This window comes from Halobacillus sp. KGW1 (assembly GCF_001592845.1).
In the GTDB taxonomy this organism is placed as follows: Bacteria; Bacillota; Bacilli; order Bacillales; family Halobacillaceae; genus Halobacillus.
This window is the reverse complement of record NZ_LSOC01000002.1, coordinates 276,995-291,077: the sequence shown is the minus strand read 5'-3', so window position 1 is coordinate 291,077 and position 14,083 is coordinate 276,995. Positions and strand designations below refer to the sequence as shown.

General features: G+C 49.6%; 15 protein-coding genes. 6 read left to right on the top strand and 9 right to left on the bottom strand.

Features of this window, described 5'->3' with window-relative positions; genetic code table 11:
• The first annotated feature begins 279 nt into the window (after positions 1-279).
• The 4 genes from AXG56_RS02095 to AXG56_RS02080 are packed head-to-tail and all read left to right on the top strand — an operon-like array spanning position 280 to position 4,826.
• A complete protein-coding gene (locus tag AXG56_RS02095) occupies positions 280-1,518 on the top strand; it encodes a M20 family metallo-hydrolase (RefSeq protein ID WP_062513004.1) in 1,239 nt (412 codons plus the stop codon).
• 11 nt (positions 1,519-1,529) lie between these two features.
• On the top strand, positions 1,530-3,137 hold the full coding sequence (locus tag AXG56_RS02090; protein WP_062513003.1) for an amidohydrolase: 1,608 nt from the start codon (positions 1,530-1,532) through the stop codon (positions 3,135-3,137).
• Positions 3,134-3,355, top strand: coding sequence for a DUF3311 domain-containing protein (locus AXG56_RS02085; protein ID WP_008637993.1), 222 nt, complete (start codon positions 3,134-3,136; stop codon positions 3,353-3,355). Before AXG56_RS02090 ends, AXG56_RS02085 begins: the two co-directional genes overlap by 4 nt.
• 1 nt (position 3,356) lies before the next feature.
• Complete coding sequence (locus AXG56_RS02080) at positions 3,357-4,826, top strand: sodium:solute symporter (protein ID WP_062513002.1); 1,470 nt, start codon at positions 3,357-3,359, stop codon at positions 4,824-4,826.
• Between the two features lie 36 nt (positions 4,827-4,862).
• Here the strand turns inward: AXG56_RS02080 and AXG56_RS02075 are convergent, their stop codons facing one another.
• Genes AXG56_RS02075 through AXG56_RS19360 form a run of 3 tightly spaced genes read right to left on the bottom strand, consistent with a single transcriptional unit; the run spans position 4,863 to position 5,880 of the window.
• Entirely contained in the window at positions 4,863-5,462 is a 600-nt protein-coding gene (locus AXG56_RS02075) for a hypothetical protein (protein WP_062513001.1), read from the bottom strand.
• 21 nt (positions 5,463-5,483) lie between these two features.
• On the bottom strand, positions 5,484-5,699 hold the full coding sequence (locus AXG56_RS02070; RefSeq protein WP_062513000.1) for a hypothetical protein: 216 nt from the start codon (positions 5,697-5,699) through the stop codon (positions 5,484-5,486).
• Between the two features lie 25 nt (positions 5,700-5,724).
• The gene (locus AXG56_RS19360; RefSeq protein WP_161484892.1) at positions 5,725-5,880 is read right to left on the bottom strand and encodes a hypothetical protein; all 156 of its coding nucleotides are present in this window, start codon (positions 5,878-5,880) and stop codon (positions 5,725-5,727) included.
• 92 nt (positions 5,881-5,972) lie between these two features.
• Between AXG56_RS19360 and AXG56_RS02065 the strand changes: the two genes are divergently transcribed.
• On the top strand, positions 5,973-6,167 hold the full coding sequence (locus AXG56_RS02065) for a DUF4177 domain-containing protein (RefSeq protein ID WP_008637989.1): 195 nt from the start codon (positions 5,973-5,975) through the stop codon (positions 6,165-6,167).
• Positions 6,168-6,321: 154 nt separating this feature from the next.
• On the opposite strand, the gene AXG56_RS02060 is transcribed toward AXG56_RS02065, so the two are convergent.
• The 4 genes from AXG56_RS02060 to AXG56_RS02045 all read right to left on the bottom strand — a co-directional run bounded on the left by AXG56_RS02060 (position 6,322) and on the right by AXG56_RS02045 (position 11,518).
• Complete coding sequence (locus AXG56_RS02060; RefSeq protein WP_062512999.1) at positions 6,322-7,146, bottom strand: undecaprenyl-diphosphate phosphatase; 825 nt, start codon at positions 7,144-7,146, stop codon at positions 6,322-6,324.
• 13 nt (positions 7,147-7,159) lie between these two features.
• Complete coding sequence (locus tag AXG56_RS02055; protein WP_008637986.1) at positions 7,160-7,771, bottom strand: DedA family protein; 612 nt, start codon at positions 7,769-7,771, stop codon at positions 7,160-7,162.
• Between the two features lie 456 nt (positions 7,772-8,227).
• A complete protein-coding gene (gene putP / locus AXG56_RS02050; protein ID WP_062512997.1) occupies positions 8,228-9,700 on the bottom strand; it encodes a sodium/proline symporter PutP in 1,473 nt (490 codons plus the stop codon).
• 546 nt (positions 9,701-10,246) lie between these two features.
• Entirely contained in the window at positions 10,247-11,518 is a 1,272-nt protein-coding gene (locus AXG56_RS02045; protein ID WP_062512995.1) for a hemolysin family protein, read from the bottom strand.
• Between the two features lie 485 nt (positions 11,519-12,003).
• Here AXG56_RS02045 and AXG56_RS02040 point away from each other — a divergent pair, with 485 nt between their 5' ends.
• Complete coding sequence (locus AXG56_RS02040) at positions 12,004-12,618, top strand: cupin domain-containing protein (RefSeq protein ID WP_062512993.1); 615 nt, start codon at positions 12,004-12,006, stop codon at positions 12,616-12,618.
• Positions 12,619-12,624: 6 nt separating this feature from the next.
• On the opposite strand, the gene AXG56_RS02035 is transcribed toward AXG56_RS02040, so the two are convergent.
• Positions 12,625-12,804, bottom strand: coding sequence for a hypothetical protein (locus AXG56_RS02035; RefSeq protein ID WP_026578420.1), 180 nt, complete (start codon positions 12,802-12,804; stop codon positions 12,625-12,627).
• 136 nt (positions 12,805-12,940) lie between these two features.
• On the bottom strand, positions 12,941-14,044 hold the full coding sequence (locus AXG56_RS19855; protein ID WP_369815260.1) for a GNAT family N-acetyltransferase: 1,104 nt from the start codon (positions 14,042-14,044) through the stop codon (positions 12,941-12,943).
• Positions 14,045-14,083 lie beyond the last annotated feature (39 nt).

The following is a 14,083-nucleotide window of genomic DNA, read 5'->3' as shown; positions in this document are numbered from 1 at the left end:
AAGTGGACACCAGTGCATGATCAGCATCATAGTCAGGGTGCATAAACATTTCCACTGTCTGGTCACCTTCTTGGAAATTATTACATATTATCCAAAACCGACATTTTGTCATTTAAAGACAGCAGCCTCCTAAACCCTTTGAATCCAAGCTTTAAGCAGTATGTAAAGACAATCTCTCTCCTCTATTATACAGAATAATCAAACATCTTTTGACATTTTGTTAATTGTCGGATAATTCCGAACTTGATATAGTGAGTACAAATAAGGAGGAGAGCAGCGATGGAAATCAATGATACGAGATACGAGAATCATATCAATACGCTTGCGGAGATAGGAAAAATCGGAGAAACCGGCGTCTGCCGCCTCGCCCATTCGAAAAAAGACCGGGAAGCGGTGGATATCGTCAAAGGCTGGATGGAGGAAGCCGGCCTTGAGACGAAGATCGATACATTCGGTAATCTGATCGGCCGGAAAGAAGGAAAAAATCCCGACCTTCCGATTTTGATGATGGGCTCGCACATCGATTCTCAACCCTACGGCGGCAGGTATGACGGAACGGCCGGCGCACTGGCTGCTATTGAAGTGGTACATACGATGAAAGACAAAGGCATGCAGGCGGAGCGAACGATGGAAGTCGTCTGCTTTTCGGATGAAGAAGGTTCCCGCTTCAACAAAGGGGTATTCGGTGTTCGAGGATTGATCGGTCAGCTGGAGGAAGGCGAACTTCAACGGAAGGACAAAAAGGGCGTCACACGCTTGGAAGCGCTGCGGGAGTTCGGCGTCGAACCGGACCTTTCCCAAAGCCCGGTGTATAAACCAGGTGATATTGAAGCCTTCCTGGAAATGCACATCGAACAAGGACCTGTGCTGGAATCGAAGGACAAACCCATTGGTATTGTGTCTGCTATTTCCGGACCGATCTGGCTGACCGTTACCTTGGAAGGATTCGCCGGACATGCAGGGTCCGTACCAATGAACATGCGCCAGGACGCTCTTCTCGGGGCGGCATCCATCATTAAGAATTTCAACGCACTTATCCAAGAGGAAGGAACGCCGAACACGGTCGGGACCGTCGGAAGCATCGAGAACTTCCCGAACTCAAGGAACATCATTTCCGAGAAGGTCTCCTTCACGATCGACCTCCGCGATATCGATGTCGAAGCGCGTTCGAATTTGGAGAAAAAGACGCATGCCATCATCGAAACGGCTGCCACGGAATATAACCTGGAGTTCTCCGTCACGGAAGATACGAAGAGTGAACCGAGGTACTGCGCAGACTGGATCAAAGACATCATGAAGGAAGAGGACGATAAACTCGGCTATGACTCTCCCGTCTTGATGAGCGGTCCGTTCCACGATGCGTTGTTCATGTCGTACATCAGTGATTACGGAATGATTTTCGTCCGCTGCGAAAAAGGGATCAGCCACAACCCGCTGGAATTCGCAGAAATGGACGATTTGACTAAAGGGGTCGAACTGCTCTACCAAACAGCATCACGCATTGCCAACATCGACTAGGGGGGACAACGATGAAAGCGACACGAGTATTTATCAACGGGGAAGTGTTCACATCCGATCATCGCTTCTCGGTTCACGAAGCGGTCGCCATTGGCGGAAACCGGATTCTTGGAGTCGGTACAAATCAGGAGATACAAGCTTTCGTAGAAAGCGGTAAGGAGGTGACAGACCTGGAAGGACGGACGTTGATGCCGGGGTTCATCGACGCGCACGCCCACCTCGAACTTTACGGAACGAATCAGCTCGGCGTAAACGCCAAAGCGGTCCATTCGATTCCGGAACTGCTGGACCAGCTCTTACTGGCAGCAGAGGATATACCGAAGGGACAATGGATCCGGGGCTGGGGGTATAACCAGAATCATCTGGCAGAACAGAGACACCTGACGAGAGATGATTTGGACAAAGTGTCCACCTCGCACCCGATCATCGTCGTTCGAACGTGCGGGCACATCTCCTGCGTCAACACGAAAGCTCTGGAACTGACGGGTATCACCGATTCAGTCGTCGATCCTCCAGGAGGTAAGTACCACCGTGACACCAGCGGCCGATTGACCGGACTTTTAATGGAATCCGCCCATATGGCCATGTTCCAACACGCGGACTACTCCGAAGAAGAGGTCCAAAAGGGTCTGGCGATCGCTTCCGCTGATTTTCTTGAATTAGGAATTACAAGCGTCCACGATGCCGGCGGATATGGAACGAAGCATATCCGCTATCTCCAAAAAGCGGTACAGGAAAAGACGCTGAAGCAGCGCATATACGCTCTTTACGGTTCGCTTTCGGATTCCGTTTCCATGGTGGAGGCCGGCATCCGGAGCGGGATGGCTACAGGTATCGGGGATGATTTTTTCCGGATCGGCCCTGCCAAAGTGTTCATTGACGGCAGCAGCAGCGGTCCGACGTGCAAAATGCGGGAAGGGTACACAAGCAATCCTGCAGATTCCGGTATGCTCTACATGGATCAGCATGCCCTCGACAGAAGCCTTCTCTCCGCTTATGAACATGGCTGGCAGCTTACGGCCCACGCCATGGGTGATCAAGCAGTGGACATGCTTTTGACCACGCTTGAGAGAGCCCGGTCTGGACGTCCCGGCACACGTCACCGCATCGAGCACAGTGGGTTCACACCGGCTGATCTCGTCCAGCGCATGAAAGCAGTCCGGGCGGTACCGATCCCGAATCCCGCTTTCCTGCACGAATTCGGTGACGGTTACCGGAAAGACTACGGGAATCGCGTAGAAGCGATGTTCCCCATGCACGCCTTCGCTCAAAACGATATCCCATTTGCAATCGGTTCGGACAGTCCGATTACGACCGCCGATCCGTTCGTCGGCATTCATGCAGCCATCACCAGACAATCGAAGTCCGGACGGTCCGTCGGCGCGGAGCAGGGAATCACTCTGGAAGAAGTGCTGCGGGCTTATACGTGGGGAGGAGCTTATGCAAGCGGTGAAGAGGATGTGAAAGGAAGCCTTAAGCCCGGGATGCTTGCAGACTTGATCATCCTCGATCGCCCTGTCCTGAATACTCCTATCCAGCAACTTCCTGAGGTGACCGTCGATGAGACGATCCTGGATGGAAAAACCGTCTTTCACAAACTAAAGGAGGATGTCTATTGAGCAAACAACAATTCGTTAAACTCTACTGTCTATCACTGCTTGCCCCTTTCTTATTGATGGTGTTTCCATTATTCGCCATCGGAAACAGGGAGACGCCCTTCATCATCGGGCTCCCCTTCTCCGTTTTCTGGGTGATCTTCTGGATCATCATCACATTCATTATCGTCCTATTCCTGTATCGTCTCGATCCGGACAAGGACGAAGAGGAGGTACAATGATATGACACAATGGCAGATCGCAATGATCATGATGATCGGTTATTTAGTCGTCGCCTTAATTATCGGTGTCCTGGCCGGGCGCAAACAGGACAAAGAGTCGTTGGAGGAATTCACCGTTGCAGGCGGAAATCTGGGACTCTTCGTCATGTGGTTCCTCATGGGAGGAGCCGTCTTCAGCGCTTTCTCCTTCCTCGGCGCACCAGGATGGGCGTTCTCCCGCGGAGCACCCGCCCTGTACATCATCACCTACACCGCTTTCGCCATTCTTCCGTGGTACATAATTGGTCCGAAAATCGGTAAAATCGGCCGCAAGCACAACTTGTATACCGTCTCCGGCTTCCTGCAGAAGCGCTATTCCAGCCGCGGACTCGCGATGCTGATCGGTATCATTACACTGCTTGCTTCCATTCAATATTTAGCGACGCAGATGAAAGGAATGGCCTACATCTTCAACATCATGACCGAAGGAAGAATCCCGATTTGGCTGGGCGCCCTTCTTTCCTACGGCATCGTTGTCGTTTATGTCGCGACCGGCGGGCTCCGGGCAGCAGCCTGGTCGGATGTCTTTCAGGGAATTCTCATGATCGTCATTTCATGGACCGTCGGAATCACAATCGTCAACCAGCTGCATGACAGCATCCCGAACATGTTCCGAAATCTTACGGAATCGAATCCAGGCTTCCTCCAGATCGGAGCAGAAGGATCGACCATGTCAGCCATGGCCTATACGACAATGATTCTCGTATCGACCATCGGGTTCCTGATGTGGCCGCACTTATTCTCTAAATCCTACGCGACGAAAGCCCGGACGATCAAGAAGACGGTGCTTGTCTATCCGGTCTTCGCCCTGTTTCTGATTCCACTTTTATTTGTCGGTTTCGCCTCCGTCAACGTCATCGATCCCTCCCAAATCGGGTCACCGGATGAGATCCTTCCTTACTTGATCACGACCGTGATGAACCTCCCTGGATGGGTATACGGCCTTGTCGGTGCCGGAGCGCTTGCCGCCGCGATGAGTACGGCCGACGCCATCACCCACAGCGCCTCTCTTGAGCTGACGGACGGCTTCATAAAAAATGTCAATAAGGACCTGTCATCGAAACAGACGCTTCTCATTATGCGGATCGGCGTCTTCGTAATCGGTGGACTCGCCTACTTCATCACCGTTTTCGGAGGACAGGGGCTTATCGCCCTGCTGCTCGGAGCTTATGGCTCCATCGTTCAATTTGCCCCGGGTGTGTATGCCGCCCTTTATTCTAAACGTGTCACTGCACCCGCTGTCGTAACCGGCATGATCGTCGGAACAATCGTCAACTACTACTACCAACTTGTCGCAGACAGCCAGCCGCTTGATATCAACCCGGGTATTCTCGGATTGCTTACAAATATTGCACTCGTCGTCATCGTCAGTGCCTTCACGCAGACGAAGGAGCTGGAAATGGCCGAAGAATACAGAAAGATAGGATCATGATAACAATCCCCGGCTTGCCTCGCAGCCGGGGATTCTTCATTCTATATCGTGTTTGTTTTTGATTTGAAGCTCAAGGACAATCGCTTCTTCCGCCTGTTTCAGATCTTCAGGAAAAGTGTGAGCGTCCCCTATCCCTGGTGCTTCTAAGGAATTACCGGTGGAACCTTTCACATAGCCCACATAAAGGGGGCGGCCTTTTTCGAGAGTTTCTTCCTGTTCAAGAGATTGAAAGATATATCCCATCTCCTCCTTCTCCCCTTGACCACTGTGACTGGAAGCCACATACCCTTCCGGGGAACCTATGATGAAGTCCACTCCTTCCTCAGACCTCAACAGCTGGAACGAATGAAGTGCTTCCTCAAAGGCCCCTCCTTCCCAGGATTCAAAAGTAGACAGCGCCTCTGCCGTTTCTTTCCCATTCTCATAGGTCGTCATGGAAGCGACGACCACCTCATCCTCTCCAATGCTTCCATCAAGCGTGTAGAACATTTTGAAATCCGCATAGATCTGTTTTGCCAATACTTCTCCTTCTTCCGAAAGCTCCGCCGGCTTCACGGTAAGTCCACTGGAAGCCTGGCTGTTTTGACAGGCGGCAAGTACAAACAGAACGCCCAACATCCATCGTGTTTTCTTCATGATGGTTTCAAACCTCTCCTCTCAGCTGTTCGTTGTAAGCTCGACCAGCTTCTCTTCCCTTAGAACGATTTTGAGGTTCCACCTCGGATGCATGACGAGGCTCCCGTCCTCCTCCATCTCGAGTGCTATATGGATGTCGTCATCTTCTGCGGTAAGCACCGCCATCCGTTGATGGTCCTTATCTATGTATGGTTTCAAGCTCTTATCAAGAACCACATTCCATCCGAAAAAATCCATCCCCATTTCCTCCCTTTCCATCTCTTCAAAGTACACCGGAAGCGAAGAGAGCAATGGCAAGACTCAGCACGAATGAAAGGAACCAGTCCCGCTTCCCCGTCGTTTTTAGCAGCACATTCATTACAGAGCTGATGCTCATACATATGAAGAATATGATAACGATGAAAATGAAAGATACCAACCGTCTCCCTCCTCCCGATTATATCCTACCAGATTTTTGAAACAAACGTGTAGTTGATACGTATAGAAGAATATAATCTGGAGGTGTCGCACATGTATGAACATAAATTCATCAAGTTGGAACTATCTTCGTTACGCAGGAAGCCGGAAAATGACTACCACGAAGTCGTTCACGAACAGGCAAAGGACGGATGGGAACTGGTCCAGATCTTTGCACCAGGATCAAGCAGCTACGGCATTCCTTCCTACTATGAACTGATATTCAAACGCCAAAAAGAAACCTCCTGACTAAAGCCGTTCGTTGCAGGAGCACGCCCGGTGTTGATGTATGTAAAGAAAGAGGACACGAACCGGATGACCATGGAAAACACCGCTTTTTCCGCAACCCCTCCTCTTATGAACAACAAAAAAGCTGCCATCCTCAAGGGGGCGGCAGCTTCCTTCAAAAATACAGCACATATAACAAGCCGGCAAGCAGGATTCGGTAGATGGCGAACGGAACGAGCTTGATCCGGTTGATCAGCTTCAGGAAGAAGCGGATCGACACAAGCGAAAACACGAATGCACTGATGAAACCGACGGCAATGAACGGGAACGCATCAACCGTGAAATATTCCAGGTTCTTCATTAAAGACAGCCCACTCGCACCGAGCATGATCGGGACAGCCATGATGAACGTGAAATCCGAGGAAGCCCGGTGGCTCATTCCGAGAAGCACCCCTCCTGAAATCGTCGATCCGGACCTTGAGAACCCCGGCCACAGGCCGATACATTGAAACAGTCCCATCCCAAACGCCTGCCTGTATGTGATGCGGTCGACCGTCATCGTCGTGTGTCTCTGTCCTTTCTGATAATAATCGGCAAAGATCATAAGGACGGCTCCGGCAGCAAGGCCGATAATGACCGTCTGAACGGAGAAAAGATACGTATCGATATAATCTTCAAATAGAAATCCGAGAATCCCCGCCGGAATGATGCCGACGATGACCTGTGAAAGCTTCAGCTTCGGTCCGCTTCTATCCACGGGCTTCCCTACGTGAAGCATCTGTTTGAATTTGTCTTTGAAAATGACGACAACAGCAAGAATCGAACCTAATTGGATGACCACTTTGAACGTGTTGGCGACCGGTTCGCTGAACAACTCCCTGGAGTGCAGCCAAAGCTCATCGACGATGATCATATGCCCGGTCGATGATACAGGTGCAAACTCGGTCAATCCCTCTACAAAGCCGAGCACGACAGCAACAAGGAATACCCACAATACCATTGACGTCTCTCCTCTAATGCTTCCTTCTTTTCTTCTTCAAGTACAGCAGAACGAAGAGAAGGAAGGCTATCCCCAAAAGGATATAGATAATGGTAGAATACACGTCCATATAGCGGACGACTTCCGTCCAGGACTCGCCTACAGAAGCACCGACGTTGACAAGGACGACATTCCATATCAATGTCCCAAGCGTCGTCAACAGCAGAAAAATACCGAGAGGCATGTTCGACATCCCCGCCGGAATTGAAATCAAACTGCGGATCAGCGGCACGAACCGGCAGAAGAATACCGTCCACGGGCCGTACTTATCGAACCAGCGGTCTGCTTTCCGGACATCTTCCTTCGTCAATCTCAACACACGCCCGTAGCGGTCGATGAGCTTCTCCATCCGCTCCACATCGAGCTGGAGCCCGATTCCGTACAACACGAGCGCCCCGATCACAGAACCTGCCGTCGATGCCGCAACGACACCGGCCACGCTCATATAGGTCGAAGTCGTAAGAAATCCACCGAACGTAAGGATGACCTCTGACGGGATCGGTGGAAACACATTTTCCAAAGCGATCAGCAGTAAAATCCCTATGTACCCATAATTGTTCATCATATCCAACAGCCAGTTCTCCATGTCATTCCCCACTCTTTTTTCTATTTAGTGAAGGCTTATGAACAAACATTTCTTTCTATAATAAAGCTATTAGAAGACAAGCAGAAGTATTCGTCCCCCATCTTTACACAATATTTACAATACCACTTTCCAGGTAATTGAAAAAGCTCTGCATCTGACAAATCTGGTGAACATATAGTCTTTAACTTCTTTTAAGAGGTGTATCAAAAATTAGAATTTGTGATTGCAAGCTGCATACGGAGAGAGCGGGCTCCGGGAAATGGGACGCTTTCCACGGGGCGGCCGGTGAGCCTCCTCATCGCGTTGCTCTTCCGGGGTCTCACCTGTTCCGCTAATCCCGCTGGAGTCTGCCCATTTCCCTCCGCCCTTTATCGAAAGTGGTATCTCTCCGCTATATCGTACATGGCTTCTTTAACAAACGAAAAGCCCCCTATCCAAGGATAGAGGGCTCACAGCTTATGCCTGTTTCATTTTCTCTTTATACTGATCGTACTCTTCCTGCACGGATTGAGGCGGCTCTTTGCCGATCAGACTGACAATAATAATAGACAGGAAGGAGAACACAAACCCAGGGGCAAGCTCGTAAAGGTCGAAGATTCCACCTTCCAGGCTGCTCCAGACGATGACCGTGACGGCACCGACGAGAATCCCCGCTACCGCACCGTTACGCGTCATCCGCTTCCAGAACAAGGCAAGCAGAATCAACGGACCGAATGCAGCACCGAAACCTGCCCATGCATAACTGACCAGCTCAAGCACTTTACTATCGCGGTCATATCCAAGCAGGACAGCGATGAACGCAATTCCGATAACGGAAATGCGGCCGACGATCATCTCTTCTTTCTGGCTCGCTTCTTTACGGAAGATCGCTTTATAGAAGTCCTGTGCCAGGGCACTGGAAGATACAAGCAGCTGGGAATCGACCGTACTCATAATGGCAGACAGAATCGCTGCCAGCAGGAACCCGGCGACCCATGGGTTAAACAATACCTGCGAGAACATGATGAAGACCGTTTCCGAATTGGCAAGCGGTGCATCAGCGAAATAAGCGATACCGGCAAAACCGACAAATATCGCGCCGAACAGGGAAATGATCATCCAACCCATACCAATCATCCGCGCTTTCGGGATGTCTTTCGTTGAACGGATTCCCATGAATCGTACGACGATATGTGGCTGTCCAAAGTAACCGAGTCCCCAGGCAAGCAGCGACACGACACTAATGACCGTCACGCCGGAATAGACGTCAAGATAAGACGTATCCATATTTCCAATTGCCTGGACGGTTTCATTCCAGCCGCCGAGTTCTTGAATGGCAACAATCGGTATGATAATCAACGCAAGGAACATCAAGATTCCCTGGATAAAGTCGGTCCAGCTCGCGGCAAGGAACCCGCCGAACAGCGTATAGGAAAGAATAACAGCGGCACCTACCCATAAAGCAAGTCGGTAGTTCATACCGAAGGAGTTCTCAAGCAGCACCGCACCTCCTACGAGACTGGAAGATGTATAGAAAGTAAAGAAGATCAAGATGATGATCGCAGATAATACACGAAGCACTTTCGTATGATCGTGGAAACGGTTCTCAAAGAAATCCGGAACCGTGATGGAATCCTTAGCGACTTCGGTATAGACACGGAACGGCTTGGCAACGAACTGCCAGTTCATGAACGCTCCGGTAGCAAGACCGATCGCAAGCCAGATCGAGTTCATTCCTGTGAGGTACATCGCACCAGGAAGTCCGAGCATCAGCCATCCACTCATGTCCGAGGATCCGGCACTCAGGGCGGCGACACCAGGGGTCAGTCTTCTTCCCCCAAGCACGTAGTCAGACAGATCGCTCGTCAACCGGGCGGCGACGTAACCGACGATCTGCATCCCTACGAGGTATACAATAATTGCGATTAAGGTTTGAATGTTTATGTCCATTGGTGATTCACTTCTCTCCCTTTTCTGTAAAGAATGTAATGATGCATATGATAATTAACAACGGCATTGGAATAAGCAGCCAACACCATGTGGCAAGAGTTAAATCAAACTCCACAAATTACCCTCCTCGATGTTTACAACCTTATTTCAAAAACACATGTGGAGTAGTATAACATAAACGCGTATTCTGACAAAAACCGCACCATTTCGACGAAAAGAGGATGAAAGCGACACGATTCCCATCGGCCCCTTCCCCATCCGTCTCCATCCCATACCGCACCTTTGATAAAGCCCTTTCATGGAAAAAGTTCCGTCAATCACCCATTTTCTTTTAAACTGGTTAATTAGAACGCAATTCACATACATAAAAAAGATTAAAAAGACTTATATAAAAGTATATTTATTACATAAATCAATAATCGAACAGAACAAAATGGATGATAATGATAATATAAAGATTCTAAATAACTAGTAAAAATCCTTAAAAAGGAAAAGAACACCCGTAAAAAAAGCGTGCTTCCCTTATCGGAAGCACGCTTTTTTCAATTATAACGACAGTTTCACTTTTCTGATCTGCCCGTTTTCTTTGCTCGCCACTTCGAAGCTGTGCGGGCCGTGCTGAAGAATCGTACCTTCTCCGGCATCGACATCGTTTTTCAGAATCCATCCCGAAATCGTGTCGACATCTCCGTTCTCGAGCTCCAGTTCAAAGTAGTGGTTCACGTCTACGATCGACACTTTCCCATCGATCAGAAAGCTCCCGTCTTCTTCCTTGACGATCTCTTCCTCTTCTTCATCGAATTCATCCCGGATGTCTCCTACGATTTCTTCAATGATATCTTCGACCGTAACGATTCCGGACGTGCCACCATACTCATCTGTAAGCAGGACGAGCTGCGTCTTTTCCTGCTGCATCCGAACAAGCAGTTCACGAATCGGTATATTCTCAAACACGCTCGTCACCGGACGGATGAACCGCTCCAGCGAATCGACAGCGTCTTGACGAAAGAGCTCTTTAATATGAAGCACACCGATCACATGGTCTTTATCCCCCTGAATGACGGGGTACCTCGTGTATCTCTCTTCTTTGATGAAGGAGAGGGATTCCTCTAAAGGATCTTCCACATCCACAACGGCGATGTCCGTCCGGGGGACCATGATTTCTTTGGCCAGGCGGTCATCGAAATCGAATATGCGCTCGACATATTGGAATTCCGACTGGTTGATTTCCCCTTTTTCATAGCTTTCAGACAGGATGTGGCGCAGTTCTTCTTCCGAATGCACGTCATCCGACTCTTTCGCAGTCTTATATCCGAACAAACGGATCAGCATATTGGCTGATCCATTCAAAAGCCAGATCAGCGGGTACATAATTTTACTGTAAATAATCAATGGAGGCGAAAGCATCAGTGTAATGGATTCTGCCTTTTGGATCGCCATCGTTTTCGGCGCTAATTCTCCTAATACCACATGTAAGAACGTGATAATGAAAAACGCGATAGCAAAGCTGATCGTATGAGATAAACCAGATGGTAAGTCAAGGCCGCTGAACAGCGGATGAAGCAGGACTTCCAGCGTCGGTTCGCCGAGCCACCCCAGTCCAAGTGCCGTGATCGTGATTCCCAATTGACACGCAGACAAGTAATAGTCGAGGTTCCCTGCCACTTTCAGAGCCGCTTTCGCCCGCTTGTTCCCTTCGTCTGCCCGTGCTTCCAACCTACTCTTCCTTACCTTTACAATCGCAAATTCGCTTGCAACAAAGAACGCTGTCAATAGAATCAACAGAGCCACTGCTGCAAGCTTCATCGACGTTTCCATAACCTATCCCCTTTATTCATAATATGTGTATCCTTCCTTGATCCATTTGTCCACAAGACGCTGTTCTCCATCCTCGATAGGCTTTCTCCTCCCTGATACAGATCCGCCGGGGAACGGCTTTATTGGAATACAAAAAAGACCTTCACCGTTTATAACCAGGGTAAAGGTCTCTACATGTATGAGATTCCGACCTTTACCTTAAATGGCAAAGGTCTCGCAAACAACGGTACGTTGCCAGTTTAGCCGGCGATCATTTCCATGACCACGTATTGTCGACATCACTGTAAGCTACTCCCCTTTGGAGGATGACACGATCCTGTTCCCACAGGTATGACCTGTGGTAAGTGAGACTATCATACCCTATTCACTGCGGAACGTCAATCGGGTCTTTTCCCCGCTATAGTCTATGCTGCGGCGACAGGCGGGATGCACCTTTTTCTTCCGGATTCATACGTTACTACAACAACGATAATGAGGTGAGAGGTATGACAGGAAACGCGGATCCCACTTCTTCTGAAGCCGACTATTTCTTTGATGTCAATACAAGTCCTCTGTTTACAAAAGACGCTCATAACAAAATCAACATCTTAGGTCAGAAGCAGCTGAATACGCTGGAAGGTTCGTCCCTGCTGGATATATTCCTGACAAAAGGGAACGTCGTAGAGCCGCATTACCATCAAAACGCAGCAGAGCTGGTCTACTGCATTTCCGGGGCCGCCACTGTTTCTCTTCTTCAACCGTTTACGAAAGAGCTGCTGCATTTCCCTATTACCCCGGGGCAGGTCGCAAACGTCCCTCAGGGATGGTGGCATTATGAAATAGCAACGGCCGATGACACCCACCTGCTCGCCATATTCGATGCACCGAATCCGGAAGTGATTCTCGGCTCTGATATCTTGAAATTTACCCCGCCGGAGGTCATGGCGCACACGTACTGCATGGACGAACAGAAATGGAAGGAAGTAACGGCACCGATCCAGCCGAGCACCTATATCGGTCCTTATTCCAACTGCACCCGGAGAACCGGTGCACAAGGGAGGTACCCGCACCAGGCCGCTTATATCCACCCCGTCTACTATTATCCTCCCTATATGTACTAAAACCATCTACCTCCGCCGGTAATAGAAGAAGGTAAGGAGAACATAAATAATTACGGTGATGAAACTAAACACGATGCCGGAAATGATTTTTTCTGTTTCATAGAAATCGAGGTTTCCAGCGAAATGAAGCAGCCAGGAGCCAAGAGCGGTGCCGGCGATCCAATAATGAAACGATTCATCCTTCATTCGGTCCACCTCCTTCTCAATCTACGAAGGAGGGAGCTTGTTCGTTTCACTATATTTGAAAATGATTCTCATTTTAAATAGATGTATGAAAGCAAATAAAATAATCTGGAGACGACGCTCCAGCCATAAAGGATTTCTACAATTTTTTCTTATACCAGCTGTCCATCGCCCCGTGTCCGGAACCGGCCAGCGCCTCTTCCAATAAGGAAAAGCCGAACTTCCGGTACAGACGGTTGGCAGCCTCCAGTTTCTCTACTGTCTCTAAATAACAGTACTCGTAATGGCGGGCCGCATAATCCAGAGCCGTCTCCATCAGTGCTTTAGCCATTCCCCGCCCCTGCGCCTCCGGTTTCACATACAGCTTCTGCAGTTCACAGACTCCTTCTTCCTCAGCAAACGGTGCGATTCCGACACCGCCCAACACTTCCCCTGAATCATCCAGCGCCACCCAATACTCAGCAAACGGTGTCCTCTCGTAAAAATGGGACAGGTGAGGAAGCTCAGGGTCATAATAAGCAGTGCCGGGGATATCCAACCCGAACGATTCCAGGGACTGCTTAATAATCCGCTCCATCTCCCGGTCGTGCTTTTCCTTCATTCTAACAATCTGCATCGCTTTTCCCTTTCCTTCATTTCTATTTATATGAGAGGTATCTCCCTCCAGAAGCACCTCACACTGCCCGTCTTCCAGTCGGACGACGGTTACGCTCGTCCCATGGATGAACGGCGGATCCCATAAAGAAGCGAGCGGTTTCCCGTTCAGTATCAGCATCATGCATTTAATGACGACTGCATGTGCTACGATCAGCACGTTTTGGTTCGAATGATAGGCCAGCGAATCCAGGAAGGCGTCAATTCGTGATCGGAATGCCTCAAACGTTTCTCCACCGTGAGGAAGATAACGATGTGGTGCGTTCCAGAACATGTCGAAGCTTTCCGGAAAGTCCGTTTTGATTTCTTCCTGCGTCCGTCCTTCCCATTCTCCAAGGTGGATTTCCTTCAGCTTTTCCTCCAGATAGACGGGGATTTTCCGCTCTCCCCGGATCAACTCGGTCGTCTGCTGCGCCCGTCCACTCGGACTGGAATATACGGCGGCAAATTCGGTACTCCGGAGCCTGTCTCCAAGCGATGCGGCATCCTTTTCTCCTTGTTCCGTCAGGGGTGAATTCTGCCATCCCTGCATTCGTTTTTCCCTGTTCCACACGGTCTCCCCGTGCCTGGTTATGTATATCGTGACCACTGTAAATCCTCCCTTTTCCAAACATACATCTTAGATATT